We start from the raw sequence: 26,943 nt of genomic DNA, 5'->3' as shown, positions 1-26,943 counted from the left end.
ACCGGGAACCGTGGAGTGGGGAGGGCGCGTGGCGATGGAGGCCAGCCCTCGCGAGACCAGCGGCACCACCGAACGGGCAAACGATTCCGCACCGTCCGCGACCCCCTCGGTGCCGCGCCCCGCCGAGGCGCTCGGGGCGGGGTTCGACGGCTCGGACGAGGCCGAGGGGCTGCGCGGGAGTTCCCCGCTCCCCGACGAGACGCTGCCCCACGACGACGACTCCCTCGGCCCCGAGGACGAGGCCGAGCGCGCCGAGTCCTACGGCGAGCTGCGACCGCCGCGCAGGCTGCGCCTCACGCTGATCGCGCCCATCGTGCTGCTGAGCCTGCTCGGCTCGCTGATGTTCGCCTTCCCCCTGGCCTTCGCCTTCGACGAGGCCGGGGCCGTGGTCGCGATGCTCGGCCTGCTGATCGGCTCGTCGGCCGCCGGGTGGGGCATGATGGCCGCCCGCCGCGTCGGCTACACCTGGCCCGGAGTGCCGCCGCGCGGCTCGGGCCGCCGCCCGGACTGGCGGCTGCTCGTGCTCTACGCCCTGGCGCTCTCCGCCGCCCTCGCCCTGGCCTTCTGGCGGGTGGCCGGCCTGCGGTGATCCGGCCCCCGACTACGATCGACGGGTGGGTACCCCAGCGCGGCGCGTGCCGTTCCTCAAGGGACACGGCACCGAGAACGACTTCGTCATCATCCCCGACCACGACGGCCGGCTCGACCTGACGGCCGCCGACGTGGCCCGGCTCTGCGACCGCCGGGCGGGCGTCGGCGCCGACGGCGTGCTGCGCGTGGTGCGCGCGGCCGTCCACCCCGAGGCGGCCGGACGGGCCGAGGGGGCCGAGTGGTTCATGGACTACCGCAACGCCGACGGCGGCGTCGCCGAGATGTGCGGCAACGGGCTGCGGGTCTTCGCCCGTTATCTGCGCCACGCCGGTCTGGTGGACGCCGCCGAGGTCACCGTCGTCACCCGGGCCGGCCAGCGCCGGGCGCGGTTCGACGCGCGGGACCCGGAGCGGGGCCCCGTCACCGTGACGATGGGAACCGCGCGCCTCCCGGACGGCGCCGCCCCCTCGGTGACCGTCGCCGTCGGGGCCCGCGACTGGCCGGCCCACCACGTGGACATGGGCAACCCGCACGCGGTCGCGTTCGTCGACGACCTCGCCCACGCCGGGGGGCTGCGCGAGGCGCCGCTGGTGCGCCCCGCCTCGGCCTACCCGCACGGCACCAACGTGGAGTTCGTCGTGGACCGGGGCGAGCGCCACGTGGCGCTCCGCGTCCACGAGCGCGGCTCGGGGGAGACCCGCTCGTGCGGCACCGGGGCCTGCGCCGTGATGGTGGCCGCCGCCCGCAGGGACGGCCGGGACCCGGTCGTGGACGGCCGGCCGGTGGCCTACACGGTGGACGTTCCCGGCGGTCGGCTGGAGATCGAGGAAGGGGTCGACGGCACCGTGAGCATGACGGGCCCGGCCGTGATCGTGGCCGAAGGCACGCTTGCCCCGGGGTTGTTGGCGGGTGAGGACTGATGTTCGCCGCCCCGGGACGCGTTCGACGCGCCCCGGGGCACGCCCTCGGGCGACGAAACGTCATTCCTCAGCCTCTGAGCAGTCTCTTTCGGCCAGCTTCGCCAGAACATACGTCACCTGAATGGGTGATCCCCGGCGATCGGGACCCCTCCCGGTCCGTCGCGCGTGGTGGGCTCGGTAGCATCAAGCACCGGCGCCGCTGCGGGACTGTCCCGGGTCAACGGGACCACCGGACATGAGCCGCGGTCCGGTCCACCCGACCGCGGAGGTGCCCCCACATGACGGCAGAGGCGACCACCCCGAGCGGCACGACGCCCACACGCCGGGGCCATCGCCGCGTGAAGCTCCGTCAGCTCGGCCGCGCGGCGGTCTTCGGCTCGGACCGCCACTCGCTCCCCGACGCCATCGAGCATCTGGCCAAGGCACACCGTGGCCACCACCCCGGCGCCGACATAGACCTGCTGCGCCGCGCCTACCAGATCGCCGAGGAGGCGCACCGCGGCCAGACCCGCAAGAGCGGTGAGCCCTACATCACCCACCCGCTGGCGGTCACCCTGATCCTCGCCGAACTCGGCGCGGAGACCACCACGTTGACCGCCTCGCTGCTGCACGACACCGTCGAGGACACCGAGGTGACCCTGGAGCAGGTGCGGGCCGACTTCGGGGACGAGGTCGGCCATCTGGTGGACGGCGTCACCAAGCTGGAGAAGGTCGAGTACGGCGCCGCGGCCGAGTCCGAGACGTTCCGCAAGATGCTGGTGGCCACCGGCAGCGACGTCCGCGTCATGTCGATCAAGCTCGCCGACCGGCTGCACAACATGCGCACCCTCGGCGTGATGCGGCCCGAGAAGCAGGCGCGGATCGCGCGGGTGACCAGGGACGTGCTGATCCCGCTGGCCGAGCGGCTCGGGGTGCACACGGTCAAGACCGAGCTGGAGGACCTGGTCTTCGCCGTCCTCCACCCCGAGGAGCACCGCGCGGCCAGGGAGCTGGTGCTCGCGCACCACGGGCAGCCCGACCCGCTCACCGAGGCCGCCTCGCTGGTGCGGGGCGTCCTGCGGGAGGCCGGCATCGCGGCCGAGGTCCAGATCCGGCCCCGCCACCTCTTCTCCGTGCACCGCGCCCGGCTCAAACGCGGGGAGCTGGGCCCCTGGGACCACGGGCGGCTGCTGATCCTGGTCGGGGAGAACGCCGACTGCTACGCGGTCCTCGGCGAGCTGCACACCTGTCTCACCCCGGTGGTCTCGGAGTTCAAGGACTTCGTCGCCGCCCCCAAGTTCAACCTGTACCAGTCCCTGCACACGGCCTTCGCCACCCCGGCGGGCGACGTCGCCGAGGTGCTGGTCCGCACCCACGCCATGCACCGCGTCGCGGAGAACGGCGTGATCGCCCTCGGCGACCCGCACCGCTCCGCCGAGGCGGAGGCGGGTCCTGAGGAGCCGGAACGCGTGGGGGACCCGACGCGTCCCGGCTGGCTCTCCCGGCTGCTGAAGTGGCAGGAGCAGGCGACGGACTCCGACACCTTCTGGACCGAGCTGCGCGAGGAGCTGGCCAGGGACCGCGAGATCACCGTCTTCGCCGGCGCCTCCGAGGACGGCCCGCTGCAGCTGCCGGTCGGCGCCACCTGCGTGGACGCGGCCTACGCCCGACACGGCGCGGCGGCCCACTCCTGCATGGGCGCCCGGGTCAACGGCCGGCTGGCGAACCTGCGCACCGTGCTCCGCGACGGGGACACCGTTCAGCTGCTGCTCGCCGGTGAGGGGGGCTCGGGCCCCTCGCCCGAGTGGCTGGAGCACGCGACGACCCCGGCGGCCAGGGTCGCGATCCGCTCCTGGCTCAAGACCGGGGGCGCGCGGCCGGAGAGCGAGCGCGGCGAGGAGGCCAGGCCCCCCGCGCCCGAGCCGGAGCCGCCGGCGCACGAGGGCGCGCCGGCGGGCGAGGAGGAGGCGGCGCTCGTGCCGGGCGCGCCCCGCGCGCAGGTGCGGTTGGCGCGCTGCTGCACGCCCGTTCCGCCGGACGCCGCCTGTGGCTTCGCGGTGCGGGGCGGCGCCGTGACCGTGCACCGGCAGGAGTGTCCGACGGCCGTGGAGATGGTCGACGGCGGGCGCGCGGCGCTGGCCGTCCGGTGGCTCTCCGCCTCCGGCGGCTGCCGGGTCACCCTCCAGGCGGAGGCGCTGGGGCGGCCCGAGCTGCTGGCCGACCTCACCGAGGCCCTGGCCCTGCACGGCGCGGCCGTGGTCCATGCCGAGGTGGAGCCGCCGCGCCAGCAGCGGGTCCGCCACACCTACACGCTGCGGCTGCCGGACGCGTCGGGGCTGCCGAGGTTGATGCGGGCCATGCGCCGGGTACCCGGCGTGTATGACGTCTCGCGCGCGGTCCGACTGCATCCGTGAGCCGGCGTGCCGGCCGCGTTGCGGGCCGGGCGTCGGGCCGTTAATCCGGTGCCGGGGGGCCGCCGTCGTGCCACCATGGCGGAGGAGCCCCGGCGTGCCGGGGGCCTCGACCGGGAATCATCCCGGCGGCCCGGGCGTTTGCCGAACAGGCCCAGTTCCCCAGCCCATGCGTGCGGCGGCCCTCGCGGTGGCCCCATCGTGTGGCTGACCAGTCGAACCTAAGGATCGCATTGACCTTCCCTTCCCTTCCTCAGGACACCCAGCGCCACTCCACGGCGAACCGCCGGGCCGACGCCCTGATGGATGAGGACGTCGCCTGGAACGAGTTCACCGACGACCGGGACGGCGAGCAGTTCGAGCGGGAGGAGCGCGCCGCGCTGCGGCGGGTCGCCGGCCTCTCCACCGAGCTGGAGGACGTCACCGAGGTCGAGTACCGACAGCTGCGCCTGGAGCGCGTGGTGCTGGTCGGCGTCTGGACCTCCGGCTCGGCCCAGGACGCGGACAACTCGCTGGCCGAGCTCGCCGCACTCGCCGAGACGGCGGGCGCCATGGTCCTCGACGGCGTGATCCAGCGCCGCGACCGGCCGGATCCCGCCACCTACATCGGCTCGGGCAAGGCCCAGGAGCTGCGCGACCTGGTCGTCGAGACGGCTGCCGACACGGTGGTCTGCGACGGCGAGCTGAGCCCCGGGCAGCTGATCCACCTGGAGGACGTCGTCAAGGTCAAGGTGGTGGACCGCACCGCTCTGATCCTCGACATCTTCGCCCAGCACGCCAAGTCCCGTGAGGGCAAGGCGCAGGTGGCGCTTGCCCAGATGCAGTACATGCTGCCCCGGCTGCGCGGCTGGGGGCAGTCGCTCTCCCGGCAGATGGGCGGCGGCGGTGGCGGCGGGATGGCGACCCGCGGTCCCGGTGAGACCAAGATCGAGACGGACCGTCGGCGCATCCGCGAGAAGATGGCGAAGATGCGTCGCGAGATCGCCCAGATGAAGGTCGGGCGCGACGTCAAGCGGCGCGAGCGCCACCGCCGCGAGGTCCCCTCGGTCGCCATCGCCGGCTACACCAACGCGGGGAAGTCCTCGCTGCTCAACCGCCTCACCGGAGCGGGCGTCCTGGTGGAGAACGCGCTGTTCGCCACCCTCGACCCGACGGTCCGCAAGGCCGAGACCCCGGGGGGACGTTCCTACACCCTGGCCGACACGGTGGGCTTCGTGCGTCACCTGCCGCACCACCTGGTCGAGGCGTTCCGCTCCACGATGGAGGAGGTCGGCGACGCGGACCTGATCCTGCACGTGGTGGACGGTTCGCACCCGGTGCCGGAGGAGCAGTTGGCCGCCGTCCGTGAGGTGATCAACGACGTGGGCGCGCGGGACGTGCCGGAGATCGTCGTGGTCAACAAGGCGGACATCGCCGACGAGGTGATCCTCCAGCGGCTGCTGCGCACCGAGCGCCAGGCGATCGCGGTCTCCGCCCACAGCGGGCTGGGGATGGACGAGCTGCTGGCCCTCATCGAGGAGCGGTTGCCGCATCCCTCGGTCGAGTTGGAGGCGCTGGTGCCCTACACCGAGGGCGCGCTGGTCTCCCGGGTGCACGAGGAGGGCGAGGTGCTCTCCGAGGAGCACACCGGCGAGGGCACCCTGCTCAGGGCGAGGGTGCACCCGGAGCTGGGGGCCTCGTTGGAGCGGTTCGCCCCCGCCACCAGGCCCTGACCACCGGGGTCTTCTTTCACGACGGGCCGGAGGGCCCCGACCCGCGAGACGCTTCGCGGGGCGGGCCCTCCGGCCCGTCGCGCGTGCGTGGCCGGCACCCCCGGAGGGCCGTCGCGGGGCCGCGCGTAGTCTGGCGTGGTCCGCGGGCCGGTGGGGGAGCGGGGCCAGCCCCGGGAACACCGCCGCGGACAGCGCTTGTTGTATGGTATGGAAACTGCCCTTGACCTGCGAAAACGCAGGCAGGGAGCCGAGCTCCTGGAGTACCGCGATGCTGCGAACCATGTTCAAGTCGAAGATCCACCGAGCCACGGTGACGGAGGCCGACCTGCACTACGTGGGTTCGGTGACCATAGACGCCGACCTGATGGATGCCGCCGACCTGCTTCCCGGCGAGCAGGTCCACATCGTCGACATCGACAACGGCAACCGCCTGGAGACCTATGTCATCGAGGGCCGCCGCGGCTCCGGCGTCATCGGGATCAACGGCGCCGCCGCGCACCTGGTCAAGCCCGGTGACCTGGTGATCCTGATCAGCTACGCCCAGGTCGACGACGCCGAGGCCCGCGCCCTGCGGCCCTCCGTCGTCCATGTCGACGCCGACAACCGCGTGGTCGCCCTCGGCGCCGACCCCTCCGAGCCGGTCCCGGGCGGCGACACCCGCCGCGGCCCGCTCGCCACCGCCCGCGCCTGAGCCGGGGGCGTCCGGGCGGACGCCCCCCACACGGAACGGCCGAGGGGCCGGCGACGCTCTCGCGCCGCCGGCCCCTCGGGCGGTGTCGTGGTGTCCGGAGTGGCTAACCCTCGTAACCGCTGACGCTGTCGAAGACCTCCTGGGCCTCCGTGTCGAGACGCGGTCCCGCGAGCCAGGTGCTCTCCAGCGGGCCGATCGAGTTGACCGAGACCAGCTCGGCCTCGCCGCCGTCACCCGCCCGCAGCCACGGGCCGCCGGACGAACCGCCGGTCATGGTGCAGCCGGCCCAGTACAGCACGGGCATCGTCGGGTCGATCGTCAGCCGGCCGGGGGTGTCGGTGCACCGGTACATCAGCGCGCCGTCGTAGGGCTCGGCGGCGGGGAAGCCGTAGAGGGTGGTGTCACCGAGGCCCGAGACCGCCGGGGCGTCGAAGTTGATGTCGACGGCGGAGCCGACCGTCTCCTCCAACGAACGACCGCTGCCGTCCTCGGGCTCGACGGACATGACAGCGAAGTCGCCGTGGGCGCCCTCGCCACCGGTGGTGGTGCCGTTCTCCAGCCAGTACTGGGTCGTCGAGACGTAGGTGGCCCAGTAGATGCCGTACGGGTGGACGGAGCCCGCGTTGGCCTCGTTCTCCGCCTCCATCGCCGACAGGCCGTCGTTGTTGTAGGCCGGGACGAAGCTCAGGTTGCGGTACCAGCCGCCGCCCACGCCGGCGTGGACGCAGTGGCCGGCGGTGGCCACCAGGTTGGACTGGCCGGGACGGGCCGGGTCCTTGACCACGGTGCCGGAGCAGACCATCGGGCCCTCGGGGCTGTCGAAGAAGACCTTGCCTATCGGCGCGCCGTTCTCCGTGTAGGGCGTGGGGACCGCCTCGGCCTCGATGGGCGTCGGCTCCATGTCGGTGACACCGCGGTCGTCCATCGGGTCGTCGCCGTCGGGTGCGTTGGCGTCCTCGTCGATCTGACCGTCGTCGATCGACTGGTCGGGGTCCTCGGCCTCGCCCATCCGGTCGGTGTCCCAGAGGCCCTCGATGATCGGGTTGACGAAGTCACCGATCTCACGCAGCCAGGTGTCCTGGTCCCAGTCCTCCCAGCCGCCGTCGACCCAGGCGTCCAGGTCGAGGTCGAAGGGGAGGTTGTCGAGCACGTCCTGGAGCTCGTCGCCCCCCTCGGGCGACGCCTCCTCGCTGGGCTGCGCGTTGTCGCCCGAGTCGTCGTCATTGCACGCGGTAGCGGTCAACGCGAGGCATACGGCCATCCCCGTCGTCGCCAGCGCGATGCGGCGACGCGATGCCCGTCGGCGTATCGGTGACATGGGTCAATCCCCCTGAAGCAGTGGTTCTTCGCATGGGCTGGACAGGTTCGCCCGACGGATCAGGCGCTCCCCAACTATGCCGGTGCCCATCTTGACGGCGATGACCGGGTCCCTGGTTCCCCGCGCTTGCCGGAGGGCTTTCGGACAAGAAACCCGATGACCGCCCGTGATCCGAGAGGCAGTCGGTCGTTACTACGGATGGTGGTACGTCACCGCATCAGATCAACTGCCCGACGAGGCCCGAGAATTCGCACGAAGGAGGGAGGCGCGCTCGCTCGGTTGACCCGGGTGCCGCCGCGCCGCACCCCGATGAACGCACGCCCCCGCCCCGACCACGGCGCACAGCAGGAGGCGGCCCCCTCGGTTTCCCCCGTTTCCCCGAATTCCCCTGTTTCGCCCGTTTCCGCGTTCTCCGCCGGGCTCGCCGAGCGCTCGGTGCCCCGCCAGTCCCGGCACGCGCCGGACGACCATCCCCACCGCCCCTCCGCCTCCCACGGCTCTCCGGCCGACCCGTCGGCCGCCTCGGACGAACGGCCGGCCGGTGTCGACCCGTTGACGCACCCCGACCCGGAGGTCGCGGCCGACGCCGCCGCGTGCGAGGGCCTGCTGCGCTGCTGGGTCAGGGAGACGGGCGTGGCCCGGCCGGCGGGCGGTGTGCTCGCCTTGCCGCTGCCGTCCTCGGGCGCCGCGCTGCGTGTCCCGGTGCGTCACTGGTCGGCGACCGGCTGGCACCGCTTCGGGGTGCCCGAGTTGGCGACGGCCCCGGTCGGCGCCCCGCCGCTGGACGCGGTGACCCTGGCCGCGCTGCTCGGCCGCGAGGCGGCGAGCGCCGCCGGCGGCCGGGCTGACGGGGAGACCGCGGCGCTGGTCGGGCGGGTCGCCGACTCCCAGCGCAGGACGGCGCTCTTCCTGGCCCACCGCCGGGCCGATCCCGGCCCGGCCAGGCACGGGCACGCCTTCCTCGACGCCGAGCAGTCGGTGCTCCTCGGCCATCCGCTCCACCCCAACCCCAAGAGCCTGGAGGGCATCGCAGGCCGGGAGGCCGCCCGTTGCTCGCCCGAGCTGCGTGGCTCCTTCCGGCTGCACTGGTTGGCCGTCGACCGCGCGGTGCTCGCCTCGGACTCCGCCTGGCGCGAGGAGGGCGGCGAGGTCCCGGCCGAGACGCTGGCCGCCAGGGTGGCCGGCGCGCCGCTGCCCCTGCCGCCGGGCACCGTACCGCTGCCGCTCCACCCCTGGCAGGCAAGGGACGTGGCGCACCGCCCGGCCGTCGCCGAGCTGTTCGCCGGAGGGCTCCTCCACGACCTGGGCGAGCACGGCCCGCCGTGGCACCCGACCTCCTCGGTCCGCACGGTGCTGCGCCCGGACGCCGAGATGATGTTGAAGCTCTCCCTCGGCCTGTGGATCACCAACTCCCGCCGGGAGAACCTCCGCAAGGAGCTCCACCGGGGCGTCGAGGTGCACCGCCTGCTGGAGGGCGGCCTCGCCGCCGAGCTGCGCGCCGCCTGCGGCCCCGGCTTCGACATCGTGCGGGACCCTGCCTGGCTCGCCGTCGACGACCTGGCGGGGCGGCCTATCCCGGGAATGGACACGCTGCTGCGGCAGAGCCCGTTCGGTCCCGAGGACGACGTGCTCTGCCTGGCCGCGCTCACCGCGCAGCGCCCCTGGCCCGGCCGGCCGGGCGCCGCGCTCTCCTCGCGCCTCGCCGAGGTGCTGCGCGGGCTGGCCGAGCGCACGGGGGCCGGCCGGGCGGCGGTCGCCGAGGAGTGGCTGGGGCGCTATCTGCGCGCGGTGGTGCGCCCGGTGCTCTGGCTCGACGCGCACGCGGGCATCGCCCTGGAGGCCCACCAGCAGAACACGCTGGTCCTGCTCGACGCCGAGGGCTGGCCGGTCGGCGGCCGTTACCGGGACAACCAGGGCTACTACTTCCGCGAGTCCCGGCGGGCCGCGCTCCGGCACAGGTCGCCGGGGCTCGGCGACCGTTCGGACACCTTTGTGCCGGACGCGGTGACCGACGAGCGCTTCGCCTACTACCTGGGGATCAACAACGTCCTCGGCCTGATCGGTGCCCTGGGCGCGCAGGGGCTGGCCGACGAGGCGGCGTTGCTCGCGGTCGTCCGGGCCTTCCTCGCCGAGGAGGCGGGGCGGACGGACGGCCCGGTCTCGCCGCTGGTCTCCCACCTGTTGACGGCAGGCACCCTGCGCTGCAAGGCGAACCTGCTGACCCGCCTGCGCGGCATGGACGAGCTGACAGGGCCGGTCGACGGCCAGTCGGTCTATGTCGCCCTGGCCAACCCCCTGGCCGACCCCCTGGCCGCGCGCTGAGACCGCCTGGCCGCCGTCGCGGACGCCCGCGCCGGCGCGCGCGGCCCGGCGGGCCGAGAACCGAGAAGCGACGGAAGGAGCCGGAGCGTGACCACCCCTTCGACATCGCCCCCCGACGGGTCGCCGACGGCGCTGGTCGAGCCGTTGGCCGGACTCGCGGACCGGCCGGCGCGCCCGACGGTCGCCGGGTCGTTCCTGCTGCGGCCCGTGGACCCCGAGCGTGATCTCCCGCTGCTCAGCGACTGGATGAACGACCCGGCTGTGGACGCCTTCTGGCAGCTGGCAGGGCCGGTCGAGCGGACCGCCGAGCAGTTGCGCCGGCAGCTGGTGCCCGGCGGCCACAGCCTGCCGTGCCTGGGGCTGCTGGACGGCCGCCCGATGAGCTACTGGGAGGTCTACCGGGCCGACCTCGACCCGCTCGCCGCCCACTACCCGGCCCTGCCGCACGACATGGGCCTCCACCTCGCGATCGGCTTCGCGGCGGACCGGGGACGCGGCCTCGGCTCGGTGCTGCTGCGCGCGGTGGCGGACGCCGTGCTGGAGCGGGCTCCACGCGCCACGCGGGTGGTCGCCGAGCCCGACGTGCGGAACGTGGCCTCCCTGGCGGCCTTCCGCGCGGCCGGCTTCCGCAAGACGGCGGAGCTGCGACTGCCGGACAAGCGTGCCGCCCTGCTGGTCAGGCGGCGCTGAGGGCCGGTCGGGCCCGCGTCGCCTCCCCCGGCACGGGCCCGACCGGTGCCCTCCCCTCGACACCACCGCACACCGCACACCGCACCATCCGACCACCGACCGGCCCGCCGGCCTCACCAAGGGAGCGACCGTTGTCCATATCGAGCACAGACCCCACCCCGGGCCCGAGTACCGGCCCCACCACCGACCCCGCGGCCCCGCCGGTCGACCCCGGGCGGTCCGGGGGCCGGCGCTGGGAGCGCGCCTCGCGTGAGCTGTTCGCCAAGATGCTCGCCGAGTTCGCGTACGAGGGGATCATCACCCCGTACGCCGAGCACGGGCAGCCGGGCCGCTACGAGCTGCCCGTCAACGAGGAGTTGACCTACCGGTTCCGTGCCCGACGGGGCGCCTACGGCCACTGGCGAATCGATCCTGCCTCGATCACGCCGGACGCCGACCCACTGGAGTTCGTCGCCAGGGCCCACGACAGGGTCCTCGGGCTCTCCGGCGATACCACCGGCCATCTGATCCGCGAACTGACCGCCACCCTCAGCGCCGACGCCACCCTCGCCGCCGAGCGGCTGCCCGTCGAGCGGCTGGTGGAGCTGGACCACGCGGGCCTGGAGGGCCGCCAGACCGGACATCCGTGGCTGGTCGCCAACAAGGGCCGGCTGGGATTCTCCGCCAGCGACACCCGCCGTTGGGCCCCCGAGGCGCGCACCCCGAGCGCCCTGCCGTGGCTGGCCGTCCACCGTTCGCTGGCGACCTACCGGGGAACGGGCGCGGTGGCCGACGAGCGGGCGCTCTACGCCGAGGAGCTCTCCGAGGCCACCCGCGAGTCCTTCGCCCGCACCCTCGCCGAGAGGGGGCTGCCGCCGGAGGAGTACCTGTGGCTGCCGATCCACCCCTGGCAGTGGGACGAGAGCATAGCCACGCTCTACGCGCCGCAGATCGCGGCCGGGCTGCTGGTGCCGCTGCCGAGCGACGGCGACCTGCGGCTGCCGCAGCAGTCGATCCGCACGTTTCTCAACGTCAGCCGTCCCCGGGGCCGTTCGGTCAAGCTGCCGCTGTCGATCCTGAACACCCTGGTGTGGCGCGGCCTGCCCACCGAGCGCACCCTCGCCGCCCCGGCCGTCACCGCCTGGGTGCTCGGGCTGCGGGACGCCGACCCCTTTCTCGCCGAGGAGACCCGGGTGATCCTGCTGGGGGAGACCGCCTCGGTGACCGTGGAACATCCGCTCTACGACCGGTTGGCCGGCGTTCCGTATCAGTACCGGGAGCTTCTGGGCTGTATCTGGCGGGAACCGATCGATTCCTTTCTGGAGCCGAACGAACGTGCCCGGACCCTCGCCTCCCTGCTCAGCACGGACGAACGGGGGCACTCCTTCACCGTCGAGCTGGTGCGGCGCTCCGGCCTTGAGCCGCAGGAGTGGCTGCGCCGCCTGTTCGCCGCGCTGCTCCCGCCGCTGCTGCACTTCCTGTACCGCTACGGCACGGTCTTCTCGCCGCACGGGGAGAACGCGCTGGTGGTCTTCGACGAGCGGGACATCCCGGTGCGGCTGGCGGTCAAGGACTTCGTCGACGACGTCAACGTGAGCGCCGAACCGCTGCCCGAGTTCGAGGGAATGCCGATCGAGGTGCGGGAGGTGCTGCTGACCGAGCCGCCCTCGTTCCTCACCCAGTTCATCCACTCGGGGCTGTTCGTCGGTGTCTTCCGCTTCCTGGCGCCGCTGTGCGAGGAGCGGCTGCGCGTGCCCGAGGTCGACTTCTGGACGCTCGTGCGCGCCGAGATCCTCGCCTACCAGCAGCGTTTCCCCGAGCTCAAGCAGCGGTTCGAGACCTTCGACCTGCTGGTCCCGAGGATCCAGCGCCTCTGCCTCAACCGCAACCGACTCCAGCTCGACGGCTACCGTGACCGGTCGACCCGGCCGCACGCCGCCGTGTTGGGCACCGTCGCCAACCCGCTCAATCCTGGCTGAGGGACGCCCCGTGGCAGGCGCGTTGTCAGTGGCCCCGCGTAGGGTGTGGGGCCCTATGACTGGCACATCCGGGAAGCCCTCCCTCACCGAGTTGTTGCACGCCGCCGTCGTCGCCGTGGGCGGCTCCGAACGGCCTGGTCAGGTGGCCATGGCCCAGGCCGTGGCCGACGCGGTCGAGGACGGTTCGCACCTGCTGATCCAGGCGGGCACGGGGACCGGCAAGTCGCTGGGGTATCTGGTGCCGGCCATCGCCGGCGGAGACCGGGTGGTCGTCGCCACGGCGACCCTGGCGCTCCAGCGGCAGCTGGTCGAGCGGGACCTGCCGCGCACGGTCGAGGCGCTGCGGCCGTTGCTGCGGCGGCGGCCCGAGTTCGCCACGCTCAAGGGCCGGTCGAACTACCTGTGTCTGCACCGGCTCCACGAGGGCGTGCCCAGCGACGACGAGCAGGGCCTCTTCGACCCGCTGGAGGCCGCCCAGGCGACGGGCGGCCCGACCAGCCGGCTCGGCAAGGACCTGCTGAGGCTGCGGGACTGGGCGGACGAGACGGAGTCGGGCGACCGCGACGACCTCTCGCCCGGCGTCTCGGACCGCGCGTGGTCGCAGGTCTCGGTCTCCTCGCGTGAGTGCCTGGGGGCCAGCAGATGCGTCTACGGCATGGAGTGCTTCGCCGAGGCCGCGAGGGAGCGGGCGAAGGTCGCCGAGGTGATCGTCACCAACCACGCGCTGCTGGCCATCGACGCGATCGAGGGCGCCCCCGTGCTCCCGGGGCACGAGGTGCTGATCGTCGACGAGGCGCACGAGCTGGTCTCACGCGTGACGGGGGTCGCCACCGGCGAGCTGACCCCCGCCGGGGTGAACCGCGCGGTCCGCCGCGCGGCCAAGCTGGTCGACGAGAAGGTGGCCGACCAGCTCCAGACGGCGGCGGAGAGCTTCGAGCGGCTGATGGAGCTGGCCCTGCCCGGGCGGTGGGAGACGCTGCCGGAGGATCTGGGCTACGCGGTGGCGGCGCTGCGGGACGCGTCCCGCGCGGTGATCACGGCGCTGGGGGCCACCAAGGACTCCTCGGTGACGGACGAGGACGCCGTGCGCAAGCAGGCGCTCGCCTCGGCGGAGAGCGTGCAGTCGGTCGCCGAACGGCTCTGCCAGGGCTCGGAGTTCGACGTGATCTGGTGCGAACGACACGACCGTTTCGGCGCCTCGCTGCGGGTGGCGCCGCTGTCGGTGTCGGGGCTGCTGAGGGAGAAGCTCTTCACGGACCGCTCGGTGGTGCTGACCTCGGCCACGCTCAAGCTCGGCGGCGACTTCAACGGGGTGGGGGCCTCCCTGGGGCTGGCGCCCGAGGGGGAGCGCGGCGAGGAGCTGCCGGTGTGGCAGGGGCTCGACGTCGGCTCGCCGTTCGACTACCGCAAGCAGGGCATCCTCTATGTCGCCAAGCACCTCTCGCCGCCCGGGCGGGAGGGCAGCAGGGGCGACATGCTCGACGAGCTGGCCGAGCTGGTGGAGGCCGCGGGCGGGCGGACACTCGGGCTCTTCTCCTCGATGCGCGGTGCGCAGGCCGCCGCGCAGGAGCTGCGCGGCCGGCTCGATCTGCCGATCCTGCTCCAAGGGGAGGAGACCCTGGGCGAGCTGATCAAGGCGTTCGCTGAGGACCCGGCCACCTGCCTCTTCGGGACGCTGTCGCTCTGGCAGGGAGTCGATGTGCCGGGCCCGAGCTGCCAGTTGGTCGTGATGGACAGGGTGCCCTTCCCCCGGCCCGACGACCCGCTGGTCAGCGCCCGCCAGAAGGCGGTCGAGGAGAACGGGGGGAACGGCTTCATGGCGGTGGCCGCGACCCACGCCGCGCTGCTGATGGCGCAGGGAGCCGGGCGACTGGTGCGCTCCAGCGGGGACAAGGGGGTCGTCGCCGTGCTCGATCCCCGGCTGGAGAAGGCCAGGTACGGGAGCTTTCTGCGGGCCTCGATGCCCGACTTCTGGTACACGACGGACCGGAACCAGGTGCGCCGCTCCCTGGCGGCGATCGACGCGTCCGCGCTGGACGCCGCCGCGTCGGCGAGCGACTCCTGAGGACGGGCCCCGAGGGGCCTGACGCGTAGGGGAAGCTCCACGAGCCATCCGATGGCCCGTGGAGCGCATGGCTCGTGAAGTGCCTGGTTCGTGAAGCGCCCCCTCGAAGGAGGGGGCGGACCGAGGGGGCGGACGGAGGGGCGTCAGACCCGCCGCATCACCGCGACCACCTTGCCGAGGATGGTGGCCTCGTCCCCGGGGATCGGCTGGTAGGCGGCGTTGTGCGGGAGCAGCCAGATCTGGCCGTCCTCGCGCTTGAAGCGCTTGACCGTGGCCTCGCCGTCCAGCATGGCGGCGACGATGTCGCCGTTCTCCGCGACCGGCTGGCGGCGGACCGTCACCCAGTCACCGTCGCAGATCGCGGCCTCGATCATCGAGTCCCCGACGACCTTCAGGACGAACAGCTCGCCGTCGCCGACCAGTTGACGGGGGAGGGGAAAGACGTCCTCCACCGACTCCTCGGCGAGGATCGGGCCGCCGGCGGCGATCCGGCCGACGAGGGGCACATAGGAGGCGGCGGGCTTGCCGGCGGTGTCTGTGGCGGGGGGCGCGGGCGCCTCCGCGCCGCGCACCTCGTAGGCGCGGGGGCGGTGCGGGTCGCGGCGGAGGAAGCCCTTGCGCTCCAGGGCCATCAGCTGGTGGGCCACGGAGGAGGTGCTGGAGAGCCCCACGGCCTGGCCGATCTCTCGCATCGACGGAGGGTAGCCGCGACGCTGCACCGAGTCGCGGATCACCTCGATCACGCGGCGTTGGCGGTCGGTGAGTCCCGAGCTGTCGGCCCTGATCCCCGGCGGCCTGCCGGGCATCGCCCGTCCGGCGGCCGGGGCGCCCATCCGGTCCTGGCGGCGCTCAGCGGCGGTGATGGCGTCGTCTGCTGCGGTGGTCATGCAGGCCCCTTCTCAGGTGGTACTCCCTAGTCAGACAACGGTAGTTGGTATCGAAAGGTTGCGCCAAACACACGTTCGAGTGAAAATTTCGCGATTGAATGCCTGGGGCCATGTCCGGGGTGTATTGATCCTCCACGCTATCCGGTCCCGGGTGCGAACGGTAACCGGGTCGTGCGATAACCTCCCCTGCGGCGACCGCCTCGGTCCGGCTTTCACGCCTCGCCCCCGCGGTGCCCCGACGGCGCCCCCGGCGCGACACGCGCACGGATGATGTTGACAGCTCACCACCAGATCTAGTGGTGAAGTGTGTCCCGCCGTCCCACAAATTGTGGTCCCGGGTCTTCGCTGTCCGAAGGAATCGCTTATGCTTGGCAGTGCCTCGACGGGTCCGCTCCGGCGGTCGGGCCGAGTGCTGCCGTCATGCCGGGACACCGCGCTCGGCTACCGTGAGTCACCACGAGGGAGAGGGGAGAAGGCCATGCACTGTCCCTTCTGCCGCCACTCCGACAGCCGCGTCGTGGACAGCCGTACCGCCGACGACGGGACGTTGATCCGTCGCCGACGCCAGTGTCCGAGCTGCTCCCGCCGCTTCACCACGGTCGAGACCGCCTCACTGATGGTGATCAAGCGCAGCGGCGTCACCGAGCCGTTCAGCCGGAACAAGGTGATCTCCGGCGTGCGCAAGGCGTGTCAGGGCCGTCCCGTCACCGAGGACGCGCTGGCGCTGCTCGGCCAGCGGGTCGAGGAAGCCGTGCGCGCCACCGGCAGCGCGGAGCTGTCCACCCACGACGTGGGCCTGGCGATACTCGGGCCGCTCCGCGAGCTCGACCTGGTCGCCTATCTCCGATTCGCGTCCGTCTACCGGGCGTTCGAGTCGCTGGAGGACTTCGAGTCCGCCATCGCCGAGCTGCGCGACACGGCCCCCGGAGGGCCCGCGCCCCAGCGGCAACCCGAGGACGCCGAGGGCGGCGTCGCGGACAAGACCTGACCGGAGCGCATCGCCGCGCGCCGGCCGACAGTTCAGAACAGCACGGGTGTTCCGGTTCAGGCCGGACACAGCAGGGCGTCATGCCCGAACAGGGAGGCGGAATGACTGAGACGACGAGCGGCCCGGCACGAGGCTCACGCGCCAAGGGCGGCAAGAGCACCAAGGGGCTGCGGGTCGAACGCGTCCACACCACCGCGGGGATTCATCCATACGACGAGGTGGTCTGGGAGCGTCGTGACGTCGTCATGACCAACTGGCGCGACGGTTCGATCAACTTCGAGCAGCGTGGCGTCGAGTTCCCCGACTTCTGGTCGGTGAACGCGGTCAACATCGTCACCAGCAAGTACTTCCGCGGCGCGGTCGGCACGCCGCAGCGCGAGACCGGCCTGAAGCAGCTGATCGACCGCGTGGTGCGCACCTACCGTGCGGCGGGCGAGAAGTTCGGCTACTTCGCCTCCCCCGCCGATGCCGAGATCTTCGAGCACGAGCTGACCTATGCGCTGCTGCACCAGGTCTTCAGCTTCAACTCGCCGGTCTGGTTCAACGTGGGCACGACCCAGCCGCAGCAGGTCAGCGCCTGCTTCATCCTCTCCGTCGACGACTCCATGGAGTCGATCCTCGACTGGTACAAGGAAGAGGGGATGATCTTCAAGGGCGGCTCGGGCGCCGGGCTGAACCTGTCCCGCATCCGTTCCTCCAAGGAGCTGCTCTCCTCGGGCGGCAACGCGTCCGGCCCGGTCTCGTTCATGCGTGGCGCCGACGCCTCCGCGGGGACCATCAAGTCCGGCGGTGCCACCCGCCGGGCGGCCAAGATGGTGGTGCTGGACGTGGACCACCCGGACGTCGAGGCGTTCATCGAGACCAAGGTCAAGGAGGAGGAGAAGATCCGCGCCCTGCGCGACGCGGGCTTCGACATGGACCTCGGAGGCGACGACATCACCTCCGTGCAGTACCAGAACGCGAACAACTCGGTCCGGGTGAACGACGAGTTCATGCGCGCGGTCGAGGCCGGCGAGTCCTTCGGGCTGCGCGGCCGGATCTCGGGCGAGATCATCGAGCACGTCGACGCGCAGAAGCTCTTCCGGAAGATGGCCGAGGCGGCCCACGCCTGCGCCGACCCCGGTATCCAGTACGACGACGTCATCAACCGGTGGCACACCTCGCCCGAGTCGGGCCGGATCACCGCGTCCAACCCGTGCAGTGAGTACATGCACCTGGACAACTCCTCGTGCAACCTCGCCTCGTTGAACCTGATGAAGTTCCTCTCCGACGACGACGAGGGCAACCAGTCCTTCGACGCCGAGCGCTTCGCCAAGGTGGTGGAGCTGGTCATCACCGCGATGGACATCTCGATCAGCTTCGCGGACTTCCCCACGGAGAAGATCGGCGAGACCACCCGCGCCTTCCGCCAGTTGGGCATCGGCTACGCCAACCTGGGCGCGCTGCTGATGGCCACCGGCCACGCCTATGACTCGGACGGCGGGCGGGCCCTCGCGGGCGCGATCACGTCGCTGATGACCGGCACCTCCTACCGGCGCTCGGCCGAACTGGCGTCGGTCGTCGGTCCGTACGAGGGCTACGCGCGCAACGCGGACGCCCACAAGCGCGTCATGCGTCAGCACGCCGACGCCAACGACGCCGCCCAGCGCACCGACGACCTCGACACGCCGGTGTGGGCCGCGGCCACCGCCGCCTGGCGGGACGTCGTCCGACTCGGCGACAAGCACGGCTTCCGCAACGCGCAGGCGTCCGTGCTGGCGCCGACCGGCACCATCGGGCTGATGATGGACTGCGACACCACCGGGGTCGAGCCGGACCTGGCGCTGGTGAAGTACAAGAAGCTCGTCGGTGGCGGCTCGATGCAGATCGTCAACAACACGGTGCCCAAGGCGCTCAAGCGCCTCGGCTACCAGCCGGAGCAGGTCGAGGCGATCGTCGCCCACATCGCCGAACACGGGAACGTCGTCGACGCGCCCGGGCTGCGGCCCGAGCACTACGAGGTCTTCGACTGCGCGATGGGGGAGCGGTCCATCGCCCCGATGGGGCACGTGCGGATGATGGCAGCCGCCCAGCCGTTCCTCAGCGGCGCCATCTCCAAGACGGTCAACATGCCCAGCAGCAGCACCGTCGACGACGTGGCGGAGATCTACCACCAGGGCTGGAAGCTCGGGGTCAAGGCCCTGGCGGTCTACGTGGAGAACAGCAAGGTCGGGCAGCCGCTCTCCGCCAAGACCAAGGACGCGGAGAAGGGCGAGCAGCCGGTCGAGCCGGAGCGCGTCGTCGAGTACCGGCCCGTGCGGCGCCGGCTGCCCAAGGGGCGCCCGGGGATCACCACCTCCTTCACGGTGGGCGGCGCCGAGGGCTACATGACGGCCAACTCCTACCCGGACGACGGCCTCGGCGAAGTCTTCCTGAAGATGTCGAAGCAGGGCTCGACCCTGGCCGGAATGATGGACGCGTTCTCCATCGCGGTCTCGGTCGGCCTTCAGTACGGGGTGCCGCTGGAGACCTATGTCTCGAAGTTCACCAACATGCGCTTCGAGCCGGCCGGCATGACGGACGACCAGGACGTGCGGATGGCGCAGTCCATCGTGGACTACATCTTCCGCCGGCTGGCACTGGACTTCCTGCCGTTCGAGACGCGTTCCGCGCTGGGCATCCACACCGCGACCGAGCGGCAGCGCCACCTGGAGACCGGCTCCTACGAGCCCGGCGACGAGGAGTTGGACGTGGAGGGGCTCTCCCAGTCGGCACCCCGCCAGGTCTCGTCGGCGTCGGTGCCGCGTGCGGCTGAGGAGATTCCGGTGGCCGAGGAGCGGCCCGCGCCTCGCGAGGCGCACAGCTCGACCGAGTTGGCCGAGATGCAGTTGGGGTTGAACGCGGACGCCCCGCTCTGTCTCTCCTGCGGCACCAAGATGCGCCGTGCCGGCAGCTGCTACCTGTGCGAGGGCTGCGGCTCCACCAGCGGTTGCAGCTGAGGCCGGCCCCGGCCCCCGCCGCCGTGGGGTGAGGCGTCGGACGGCGACGGGGGACCGAGCGGTACCGGGGAGGGTGTCGGCCGAGGGGTCGGCACCCTCCCCGTCGGTCTGTCTCCCCTCGGCGGGCGGTGGGCCCGTCAGTCGGTGCCCATCGCCGTCGAGAACTGGTCGGGGTCGGTGTCGAAGCCGCGCACACCCCGCTGGAAGCGCCAGTTCCCCGAGTCGTCGCGAGCGAAGTGGGCCACCGTGGCCGCCGTGGCTTCCGGGGCCGCGGTGGACAGGTCCTCCTCCGCCAGCGCGGTGTGCCCCTCGTTGATCCTCACGAGCGGTTGGGCGATCTCCCGGAAGGTGCGGCGTCCGTGGCGCTGTTGGATGGCGACGCCCACGACCACCCTCGTGAAGCTGTCGGCGAGCCTGTCGAGTTCGAGCTTCAGTACCTCGTCGCTGCCGAAGCCCTGGCCGGTCTCGCTGTCCCGGGTCAGGGTGATGGTGCCGTCCGGGGCCCTGCTGTCGAAGTGCACCAGATAGACGGGCGGTCCCTGGGGCGCGTCGGCACCGAAGGTCGCGGCGATCAGGTCGAGGTCGTGGGGTGGGGCGTCGGCGGGGCTGGGGTCCCAGCGGAGCGTGACCTCGGCCGTCTCGATCCCTTTGCTGAACGGGCTCACCGGACATCCCTTCCGTGCGGGTGGCGAAGCCGCGCCGGCGACGGCGTGGCCTCCCGGCACAGCCATTCTCACCTGTGACCGGGGCGGCTAACCGCCGCCCGCTCACCGTGGGTCGAGGATGAGCCAGGGCGGTCCCGCCCGCGCCGGTGCGCCCGCCCGACCCCTCGCCGCCGGCTCCAGGCGGCCGGACGGGGCCGGAAGGCCGTTGCCGCGGGCGGGAGTTGCCCCCGGACACCCGGTGTACCCGCGTCGCGCCTGGCTGTCGCCGGCTCGGAGGCGCCGGCGACCGTGATCCTGGAACCCCTGCGTTCTCGGTGACGGTTGGCCGTACGATGGCGCGGTGCTGGTCAAGTGGATTCGTTGTGCCGTGGTTGACCGGGTCGGCTTTGATCGCGGGCAGCGGAAGTGGGCCGGGCTGCTCGGCGAGCCCGGGTTTCGGGCGCAGGGCGGGGGATGGAGCCGCGCCGAGCCGGGGGTGGTCCACCTCTTCAGCTTCTGGGAGAGCCGCGCGCTCTACGACTCCTTCATGGCCCGCTCGCACGATCGGCTCGCGGCCACCCAGCAGGGCAGCTTCCAGGACGCCAGTGTGCGGCTCTTCGAGTACCGGTTCGACGTGAAGATGGGTTTCGAGCCCCGCTTCCACGACGCCGACCTGCTGCGCGTCGCCCACACCCGGGTCCACGAGGAGCGGGCCGAGCACTTCGCGCTGATGCAGGAGAAGGTCTGGAACCCCGCGATGGCCGGCTCGCCCGGGATGCTCCGCGGGGTCTTCGCCCAGGCCGAGTCGGAGAGCGAGTTCCTCGTGCTGTCCATGTGGAAGTCGGCAGCCGAACGGGCCAAGTACCGCACGGAACGCGTGGAGCGGCTGGCGCTGCGCGCGCAGACCGGGGCCGACATCGCCGACATCACGGGTGACGTGATCGACATGGAACCGTCCTGGACGGTGTGATCCGCGCCGCCTCGGCGGCGTGCGAGTCGGCGCCCGCCGTCCCCGCGAACTAGGCTGAGCGCCATGCCACAGCCCCGGCGCATCATCCTCATGCGACACGGAGAGTCGCAGGGGAACCACGACGACTCCGTGTACCAGCACACGCCCGACCACGCGCTGGAGCTGACGGAGAAGGGCCAGCGCCAGGCCGAGGCAGCGGGGGAGCAGCTGCGCGAGACCATCGGCGACGAGAGTGTCTCCGCCTACGTGTCCCCTTATCGACGTACGCATCAGACCTTCCGGGCGTTGGCCCTCGATCCGACGCGGACGAGGGCGAGGGAGGAGCCGAGGCTCCGGGAACAGGACTGGGGCAACTGGCAGGACCGCGCGGATGTGGAACGGCAGAAGCGGGCCAGGGACGCCTACGGGCACTTCTTCTACCGCTTCGCCCAGGGCGAGTCGGGCGCGGATGTCTACGACCGGGTGGGCGCCTTCCTGGAGAGTCTGTGGCGCAGCTTCGACGAGCCGGACCATCCGCCCAACGTGCTGCTGTTGACCCACGGGCTGACCATGAGGCTCTTCTGCATGCGCTGGCTGCACTGGACCGTCGCCGAGTTCGAGTCGCTGTCCAACCCGGGCAACGGGGAGACCCGTCAGCTCGTGTTGGGCTCGGACGGGCGTTATCACCTCGATCGGCCCTTCGAGCGCTGGCACACACCCGAGCGTCCCTTCCACGGCTGGTGTGCGTAGGGTGGACGCCGCCATGGTCTACCAACCGCCGACCCATCGCGTCGAACGCTCGATTCGCGCCACGACCGGCGCCCGACTCGTCGCCGGTGTCGACGAGGTGGGCAGGGGGGCGTGGGCCGGGCCGGTCACCGTCTGCGCCGCCGTCACGGGCCTGCGCCGGCCGCCAGAGGGGCTGACGGACTCCAAGCTGTTGACTCCCGTCAGGCGCACGGCACTTGCCGAGGTCCTGCACGGGTGGGTCACCCAGCACGCGCTGGGACACGCCTCCCCTCGTGAGATCGACCAACTCGGTATGACGGCCGCCCTGCGGCTGGCGGCGACCCGGGCCCTGGAGGCGCTGCCGGAGCGACCGGACGCGGTCATCCTGGACGGCAAGCACGACTACCTCGGGCCGCCGTGGCAGGTACGCACCGTGATCAAAGGTGACCAGTCGTGCGTCTGCGTGGCGGCTGCTTCGGTGATCGCGAAGGTGTACCGCGACGCCCTGGTGGCCGAACTGGCGGACGCCCACCCGACCTACGGCTTCGAGACGAACGCCGGCTACCCCTCGCCCACGCACCGGGCGGCCCTCGCGGAGCTGGGGCCGACCGAGCACCATCGACTCTCCTGGGCCTACCTGGACGCACTGCCGCGCTGGCGTCATCTGAGACTTCCCTCCCACCGGGACGCTCTGGCCGAGGAGTCGCTGGAGGACAGCGGCCAACTCGGCATCTTCTGACGGCGTCCCGCCGGCGCCCCGGCGCTCATCCCCTCACCGCCAACACCAGCGGCAGCACCTGCTCGGCGCCCGCCGCCCGCAGCAGCCGCGCGGCGAGCGCCAGCGTCCAGCCTGAGTCGGTGAAGTCGTCCACCAGCAGCAGAGGGCCGGGGTGGGTCTTCACGGCCTCCGCCAGCTCCGGCCCCAACTCCAGCGTGTCGTGCAGGGCGTGGACCCGCCGCGCGCTGTTGCTCGGGCCGGGCGGACGGTCGAGTCGGGTGGGGCGCACCGAGCCCAGCAGGGGCATCCTCCCGACGTGCGCGATGCCCTCCGCGAGGGAGGCGACCAGCCGGGGCCGGCTCCTGGAGGCCACGGAAACCACACCAACCGGCCGATGCGGTGCGTCCGGCGCACCCGAGGCCCAACCGCCCGGCCCCCGCGCCCAGTCGGTCAGCACCGTCACCACGGCGTCCAGCACGTCCACCGGCAGGGCGCCGTCCATGGCCTCGGGGCTCAGCAACGGGCGCAGCCGGTCGCCCCAGCCGATGTCGGAGAGCCGGCCCAGGGCCCGCCCCACCGAGGCCTGCTCTCCCACGGGGATGCGCCCCTTGAGGTCGACCCCCGCCGCGGGCAGCCCGGTCGGCCACATCTTCCGCGGCTCCACCGCCACGCCCGGACGGGCCAGCTCGCCCTTGGCCGCCTTCAGCCCGTCGGGGGAGACCTGGGCGTCGAAGCCCACGTCGGTGCAGTTGTCGCAGCGACCGCAGGGCTCTGCCTGCTCGTCGTCGAGGGTGCGGCGCAGCAGCTCCATCCGGCAGCCGCCGGTGGCCGCGTACTCCCGCATGGCCTCCTGCTCGATCTCGCGCTGACGCGCCACCCAGGCGTAGCGCTCGGCGTCGTAGCGCCAGGGCGCGCCCGTGGCGGTCCAGCCGCCACGCTCGCGGCGGACCGCGCCATCCACGTCCAACACCTTGAGCATCGTCTCCAGCCGTGTGCGGCGCAGCTCGACCCTGGCCTCCAGCGCCGGGAGGGAGAGCGGGCGGTCGGCCGCCGCCAGCACGGCGAGCGTATGGCGCACCTGCTCCTCGGGCGGGAACGCGAGGGAGCCGAAGTACCGCCAGATCGCCTCGTCCTCGGGGCCGGGCAGCAGCAGCACCTCGGCGTGCTCCACCCCTCGTCCCGCGCGGCCGACCTGCTGGTAGTAGGCGATCGGGGAGGACGGGGAGCCGAGATGGATGACGAATCCGAGGTCCGGTTTGTCGAAGCCCATGCCGAGGGCGGAGGTGGCGACCAGGGCCTTGACCCGGTTGGCCAGGAGGTCGTCCTCGGCGGCGGCGCGCTCCGCCGGCTCGGTGCGGCCCGTGTAGGCGGTCACCTGGTGGCCCCGCGCCGAGAGGTGGGCGGCGACCTCCTCGGCCGCGGCGACGGTCAACGCGTAGATGATGCCTGAGCCGGGGAACCGCTCCAGGTGCTCGTCGAGCCAGGCCAGCCGGTGTGCCGCGTCGGGCAACCTGAGGACGGAGAGCCGCAGGCTGGTGCGGTCGAGCGGCCCGCGCAGCACCAGCGCGCCGTCCGAGGAGGCGCCGGTGCCCAGCTGCTCGGCGACATCGGAGGTGACCCGGGCGTTGGCCGTCGCCGTGGTGGCCAACACGGGGACGCCGGCGGGAAGCTCACCGAGCATGGTGCGCAGTCGTCGGTAGTCGGGCCGGAAGTCGTGGCCCCAGTCGGAGATGCAGTGCGCCTCGTCCACCACGAGCAGGCCGGCGGTCGCGGCGAGCTGGGGAAGCACTCCGTCCCTGAAGTCCGGGTTGTTGAGACGCTCGGGGGAGACCAACAGGACGTCGACCGCGCCGGTCGCGATCTCCTCGCGGACGGTCTCCCACTCCTCCTGGTTGGCCGAGTTGATCGTGCGGGCCCGGACACCGGCGCGTGCGGCGGCGGCGACCTGGTTGCGCATCAGGGCGAGCAGGGGGGAGACGATCACGGTGGGTCCCGCGCCCCTCTCCCGCAGCAGGGCGGTCGCCACGAAGTAGACGGCGGACTTGCCCCAGCCGGTGCGCTGCACCACCAGCGCCCGGCGGCGCTCGGCGACCAGCGCCTCGATGGCCCGCCACTGGTCGGGGCGGAGCCGTGCCGCTCCCGTCTCGTCACCGATCAGCCGGGCGAGCACCGCGTCTGCGGCGGCGCGCAGCTCGTCCCGGGGGGCGTTCTCTGCGGACGGGGTGGGTCCCGTCGTCTGGTCGGACATAGCCTCCATGCAAGCGGATGACCGCCGACTTGGCGAATGGCCCTTGTGGATAAACCAGGCATACAAATGACTTGTGTGATGGACGCGCTGATCTGTGGACAAAAAAACGCACGATGTCGGCGGGAGAAGGCAGTCTGCACTCATGACTCAACACAGCGAATCCCTCTCGCCACTGACCGTCACCGACAATCGGGTCACCCTCAGCGGCCCCGCCGACCTGGCCGACGCGCTGCCCTATCTGCTCGGCTACCACCCGGACGACTCGATCGTCATCCTCGGGCTGCACGGCCCCCAGGGCAGGCTCGGTGGCCGCATCAGGACCGGCATCCCGTCCGACACGGCGAACTGGCCGGAGACCGCCAGGCAGTTGGCGGCCTGCCTGGTGGAGGCCAGCTCGGCACACGGGGCCCGCCCGGACGCGGCGGTGCTCTACCTCAGCCAGGACCCGCCGGAGGGCGCCGACCCCGCGGAGACCGCCGAGCGTCTCCGCCCGCTGGCCCAGCTGGTGCGCACCGCCTGCGGCGAGCTCGACGTCCCGGTCTACGAGGCGCTCTACGTCTCCCAGGAGCGCTACCTCTCCTACTCGGCCCCCGACGGCCGCGCCGAGGGCGAGCGGCTGAGCCTCCTGCCGCGTGTCGGTCGTTCGCCGATGGCGGCGGCCGCGGCCTTCGCCGGTGTCCGGGTGCGCGGCTCGCTCAAGGAGATGCGCCGCCGCCTCGTCCCCCTGGACGGCGAGGTGGCCGTCCAGCAGGAACGCGGGTTCGACGAGGCGGTCGCCGGCCTGGCGCCCCGCATGGTCGGCCCGCGCACCGAACAGGACGTCGTCAGGGACGAGATGGTGGACCTGGTCGACAGCCTGCTCCACCGCTTCCGCCGGGTGCCCGCCCCGAGGGACCCCGAGCCGGCGGCGGCCGACGCCAGGGACGACGCGCTGCTCACCTCTTCCGAGGCCGCCCGGCTGGTCCTCGGACTTCAGGACCGGCTCACCAGGGACATCGCCGCCGGGTGGATGGAGGGCCCGGACGCCCAGACCGCGCTGCGGCTGTGGCGGGCGCTGTCCCGGCGCTGCGTCGGGACGTTCGAGACGCACGCCGCCGCACCGCTCACGCTGGCCGGCTGGGTGTCGTGGTCGACGGGCGACGACGTGAGCGCCAGGGTCGCCCTGGCCAGGGCGCTGGAGCTGGACCCCGAGTACGTTTTCGCGCGCCTGCTGTACCAGGCGTGCAACGAGGAGATCGACCCCGAGCCCCTGCGCGCCAGCCTGCGAAGGCAGTGGTCCGCGCATCGGGCCCAGTGAGCCTGGTGGGGCCCCTATGATCACGACATGCCCTACGACCCGTCGGAGTATCCGTCGTTCGCCGTCACCGTCGATCTGGTCGTGCTCACCGTCAGGCGTCACGCGCTCTGCGCGCTTCTGGTGCGACGTGGTGAGGACCCTTATCGGGGGCAGTGGGCTCTTCCTGGTGGCTTTGTGCGGGCTGACGAGGATCTGGAGTCCGCCGCCGCCCGTGAGCTGGCTGAGGAGACCGGGCTCCGGACGCAGGACGCGGGGAGTTGGCACGCGGGGGCGCATCTGGAGCAGTTGGCCACCTATGGCGAGCCGGGGCGCGATCCCAGAATGCGGGTCGTCAGCGTGGCCCACCTGGTCCTGGCGCCTGATCTCCCGTCACCCACCGCCGGCGGGGACGCCGGCAGCGCCCAGTGGCGGTCCGCCAGCGAGCTGTTGGGCGGCGCCGGCGGCGGGACGGACGAGGGGCTGGCATTCGATCACGCGCGCATCCTGGCCGACGGGGTCGAGCGCGCGCGATCGAAGATCGAGTACTCGTCCCTAGCCGCGGCCTTCTGTCCACCCGAGTTCACGGTCGGTGAGTTGCGCAGGGTCTACGAGGCGGTCTGGGGTGTGTCTCTGGACCCGCGCAACTTCCACCGGAAGGTGACCGGGACCCCCGGTTTCCTGGTGCCCGTCGGTGGCACCACCACGCGGCAGGGGGGCCGCCCCGCGCAGCTCTTCAGGGCGGGTGGCGCCAGCGCGCTGAACCCGCCGATGCTGCGCCCCGAGGGCTGATCGCGGGGTTCTCCGCCGGCGGAGGCGCGGGGCGGGGGGAGTTCCGGGCGGGGTCGTCGGTGGGTGGCCGACAGTCCGGC

The 26,943-nt window shown here is 72.5% G+C and carries 20 protein-coding genes; 16 read left to right on the top strand and 4 right to left on the bottom strand.

The features are described 5' to 3' along the window. Window positions 1-34 precede the first annotated feature (34 nt). The 5 genes from FH715_RS09630 to panD all read left to right on the top strand — a co-directional run bounded on the left by FH715_RS09630 (window position 35) and on the right by panD (window position 6,304). Window positions 35-589 carry a hypothetical protein gene (locus FH715_RS09630; protein ID WP_139642958.1) on the top strand — a complete coding sequence of 185 codons (555 nt, stop codon included), beginning with the start codon at window positions 35-37 and terminating at the stop codon, window positions 587-589. A 25-nt stretch (window positions 590-614) separates the two neighbouring features. Then, on the top strand, window positions 615-1,511 hold the full coding sequence (gene dapF / locus FH715_RS09625; RefSeq protein ID WP_246108650.1) for a diaminopimelate epimerase: 897 nt from the start codon (window positions 615-617) through the stop codon (window positions 1,509-1,511). A 278-nt stretch (window positions 1,512-1,789) separates the two neighbouring features. Next, window positions 1,790-3,904, top strand: a complete 2,115-nt coding sequence (locus tag FH715_RS09620) for a RelA/SpoT family protein (protein WP_139642956.1) — start codon at window positions 1,790-1,792, stop codon at window positions 3,902-3,904. Between the two features lie 230 nt (window positions 3,905-4,134). Beyond that, window positions 4,135-5,613, top strand: a complete 1,479-nt coding sequence (gene hflX / locus FH715_RS09615; RefSeq protein WP_139642952.1) for a GTPase HflX — start codon at window positions 4,135-4,137, stop codon at window positions 5,611-5,613. A gap of 268 nt (window positions 5,614-5,881) precedes the next feature. Further along, window positions 5,882-6,304 carry an aspartate 1-decarboxylase gene (gene panD / locus FH715_RS09610; protein ID WP_139642948.1) on the top strand — a complete coding sequence of 141 codons (423 nt, stop codon included), beginning with the start codon at window positions 5,882-5,884 and terminating at the stop codon, window positions 6,302-6,304. Between the two features lie 103 nt (window positions 6,305-6,407). Here the strand turns inward: panD and FH715_RS09605 are convergent, their stop codons facing one another. After that, window positions 6,408-7,622, bottom strand: coding sequence for a trypsin-like serine peptidase (locus FH715_RS09605; protein WP_139642945.1), 1,215 nt, complete (start codon window positions 7,620-7,622; stop codon window positions 6,408-6,410). A 309-nt stretch (window positions 7,623-7,931) separates the two neighbouring features. Between FH715_RS09605 and FH715_RS09600 the strand changes: the two genes are divergently transcribed. From FH715_RS09600 to FH715_RS09585, 4 genes are all read left to right on the top strand, one after another. Then, entirely contained in the window at window positions 7,932-9,944 is a 2,013-nt protein-coding gene (locus FH715_RS09600) for an IucA/IucC family protein (protein ID WP_139643111.1), read from the top strand. An 87-nt stretch (window positions 9,945-10,031) separates the two neighbouring features. Continuing rightward, the gene (locus tag FH715_RS09595) at window positions 10,032-10,634 is read left to right on the top strand and encodes a GNAT family N-acetyltransferase (RefSeq protein ID WP_246108649.1); all 603 of its coding nucleotides are present in this window, start codon (window positions 10,032-10,034) and stop codon (window positions 10,632-10,634) included. 131 nt (window positions 10,635-10,765) lie between these two features. Further along, complete coding sequence (locus FH715_RS09590; RefSeq protein ID WP_425472697.1) at window positions 10,766-12,592, top strand: IucA/IucC family protein; 1,827 nt, start codon at window positions 10,766-10,768, stop codon at window positions 12,590-12,592. Window positions 12,593-12,647: 55 nt separating this feature from the next. Further along, window positions 12,648-14,657 carry an ATP-dependent DNA helicase gene (locus FH715_RS09585; RefSeq protein WP_139642939.1) on the top strand — a complete coding sequence of 670 codons (2,010 nt, stop codon included), beginning with the start codon at window positions 12,648-12,650 and terminating at the stop codon, window positions 14,655-14,657. A gap of 143 nt (window positions 14,658-14,800) precedes the next feature. On the opposite strand, the gene lexA is transcribed toward FH715_RS09585, so the two are convergent. Then, a complete protein-coding gene (gene lexA, locus FH715_RS09580; protein ID WP_139642936.1) occupies window positions 14,801-15,544 on the bottom strand; it encodes a transcriptional repressor LexA in 744 nt (247 codons plus the stop codon). Between the two features lie 478 nt (window positions 15,545-16,022). Between lexA and nrdR the strand changes: the two genes are divergently transcribed. Both nrdR and FH715_RS09570 read left to right on the top strand, forming a co-directional pair. Continuing rightward, window positions 16,023-16,532 (top strand): transcriptional regulator NrdR, encoded by a 510-nt coding sequence (gene nrdR / locus FH715_RS09575; protein ID WP_139642933.1) that lies wholly within the window; start codon window positions 16,023-16,025, stop codon window positions 16,530-16,532. Between the two features lie 101 nt (window positions 16,533-16,633). Then, window positions 16,634-19,510: a vitamin B12-dependent ribonucleotide reductase gene (locus FH715_RS09570; protein ID WP_139642930.1), complete on the top strand. Its 2,877-nt coding sequence runs from the start codon at window positions 16,634-16,636 to the stop codon at window positions 19,508-19,510. A 137-nt stretch (window positions 19,511-19,647) separates the two neighbouring features. Here the strand turns inward: FH715_RS09570 and FH715_RS09565 are convergent, their stop codons facing one another. Then, on the bottom strand, window positions 19,648-20,175 hold the full coding sequence (locus FH715_RS09565) for a TerD family protein (protein ID WP_139642927.1): 528 nt from the start codon (window positions 20,173-20,175) through the stop codon (window positions 19,648-19,650). Between the two features lie 340 nt (window positions 20,176-20,515). Here FH715_RS09565 and FH715_RS09560 point away from each other — a divergent pair, with 340 nt between their 5' ends. The 3 genes from FH715_RS09560 to FH715_RS09550 all read left to right on the top strand — a co-directional run bounded on the left by FH715_RS09560 (window position 20,516) and on the right by FH715_RS09550 (window position 22,571). Beyond that, the gene (locus FH715_RS09560; protein ID WP_139642924.1) at window positions 20,516-21,124 is read left to right on the top strand and encodes a YdbC family protein; all 609 of its coding nucleotides are present in this window, start codon (window positions 20,516-20,518) and stop codon (window positions 21,122-21,124) included. Window positions 21,125-21,187: 63 nt separating this feature from the next. Beyond that, window positions 21,188-21,853, top strand: coding sequence for a histidine phosphatase family protein (locus FH715_RS09555; protein ID WP_139642922.1), 666 nt, complete (start codon window positions 21,188-21,190; stop codon window positions 21,851-21,853). A 13-nt stretch (window positions 21,854-21,866) separates the two neighbouring features. Continuing rightward, entirely contained in the window at window positions 21,867-22,571 is a 705-nt protein-coding gene (locus FH715_RS09550; protein ID WP_139642919.1) for a ribonuclease HII, read from the top strand. Window positions 22,572-22,596: 25 nt separating this feature from the next. Here FH715_RS09550 and FH715_RS09545 read toward each other — a convergent pair whose 3' ends face one another. Further along, on the bottom strand, window positions 22,597-24,798 hold the full coding sequence (locus FH715_RS09545) for a RecQ family ATP-dependent DNA helicase (protein WP_139642916.1): 2,202 nt from the start codon (window positions 24,796-24,798) through the stop codon (window positions 22,597-22,599). 142 nt (window positions 24,799-24,940) lie between these two features. Here FH715_RS09545 and FH715_RS09540 point away from each other — a divergent pair, with 142 nt between their 5' ends. Together FH715_RS09540 and FH715_RS09535 are read left to right on the top strand one after the other, a co-directional pair. Beyond that, the gene (locus FH715_RS09540) at window positions 24,941-26,095 is read left to right on the top strand and encodes a DUF4192 domain-containing protein (protein ID WP_139642911.1); all 1,155 of its coding nucleotides are present in this window, start codon (window positions 24,941-24,943) and stop codon (window positions 26,093-26,095) included. A 27-nt stretch (window positions 26,096-26,122) separates the two neighbouring features. Continuing rightward, window positions 26,123-26,863 carry an NUDIX hydrolase gene (locus FH715_RS09535; protein WP_139642909.1) on the top strand — a complete coding sequence of 247 codons (741 nt, stop codon included), beginning with the start codon at window positions 26,123-26,125 and terminating at the stop codon, window positions 26,861-26,863. Window positions 26,864-26,943 lie beyond the last annotated feature (80 nt).

This window comes from Streptomyces sedi (genome assembly GCF_006335015.1).
Lineage (GTDB): Bacteria > Actinomycetota > Actinomycetes > Streptomycetales > Streptomycetaceae > Streptomyces > Streptomyces sedi.
The sequence above is the reverse complement of the archived record's forward strand: the minus strand, read 5'-3'. Positions and strand labels throughout refer to the sequence as shown.

What these genes read in the sequence shown, in the direction of transcription:
- FH715_RS09585 (WP_139642939.1), top strand. Translation starts at nt 12,648, where the DNA reads ATGACTGGCACATCCGGGAAGCCCTCCCTCACCGAGTTGTTGCACGCC.
- FH715_RS09630 (WP_139642958.1), top strand. Translation starts at nt 35, where the DNA reads ATGGAGGCCAGCCCTCGCGAGACCAGCGGCACCACCGAACGGGCAAAC.
- FH715_RS09545 (WP_139642916.1), bottom strand. Translation starts at nt 24,798, where the DNA reads ATGTCCGACCAGACGACGGGACCCACCCCGTCCGCAGAGAACGCCCCC.
- FH715_RS09570 (WP_139642930.1), top strand. Translation starts at nt 16,634, where the DNA reads ATGACTGAGACGACGAGCGGCCCGGCACGAGGCTCACGCGCCAAGGGC.
- panD (WP_139642948.1), top strand. Translation starts at nt 5,882, where the DNA reads ATGCTGCGAACCATGTTCAAGTCGAAGATCCACCGAGCCACGGTGACG.
- lexA (WP_139642936.1), bottom strand. Translation starts at nt 15,544, where the DNA reads ATGACCACCGCAGCAGACGACGCCATCACCGCCGCTGAGCGCCGCCAG.
- FH715_RS09550 (WP_139642919.1), top strand. Translation starts at nt 21,867, where the DNA reads ATGGTCTACCAACCGCCGACCCATCGCGTCGAACGCTCGATTCGCGCC.
- FH715_RS09555 (WP_139642922.1), top strand. Translation starts at nt 21,188, where the DNA reads ATGCCACAGCCCCGGCGCATCATCCTCATGCGACACGGAGAGTCGCAG.
- FH715_RS09620 (WP_139642956.1), top strand. Translation starts at nt 1,790, where the DNA reads ATGACGGCAGAGGCGACCACCCCGAGCGGCACGACGCCCACACGCCGG.
- FH715_RS09600 (WP_139643111.1), top strand. Translation starts at nt 7,932, where the DNA reads ATGAACGCACGCCCCCGCCCCGACCACGGCGCACAGCAGGAGGCGGCC.
- FH715_RS09605 (WP_139642945.1), bottom strand. Translation starts at nt 7,622, where the DNA reads ATGTCACCGATACGCCGACGGGCATCGCGTCGCCGCATCGCGCTGGCG.
- FH715_RS09535 (WP_139642909.1), top strand. Translation starts at nt 26,123, where the DNA reads ATGCCCTACGACCCGTCGGAGTATCCGTCGTTCGCCGTCACCGTCGAT.
- nrdR (WP_139642933.1), top strand. Translation starts at nt 16,023, where the DNA reads ATGCACTGTCCCTTCTGCCGCCACTCCGACAGCCGCGTCGTGGACAGC.
- FH715_RS09540 (WP_139642911.1), top strand. Translation starts at nt 24,941, where the DNA reads ATGACTCAACACAGCGAATCCCTCTCGCCACTGACCGTCACCGACAAT.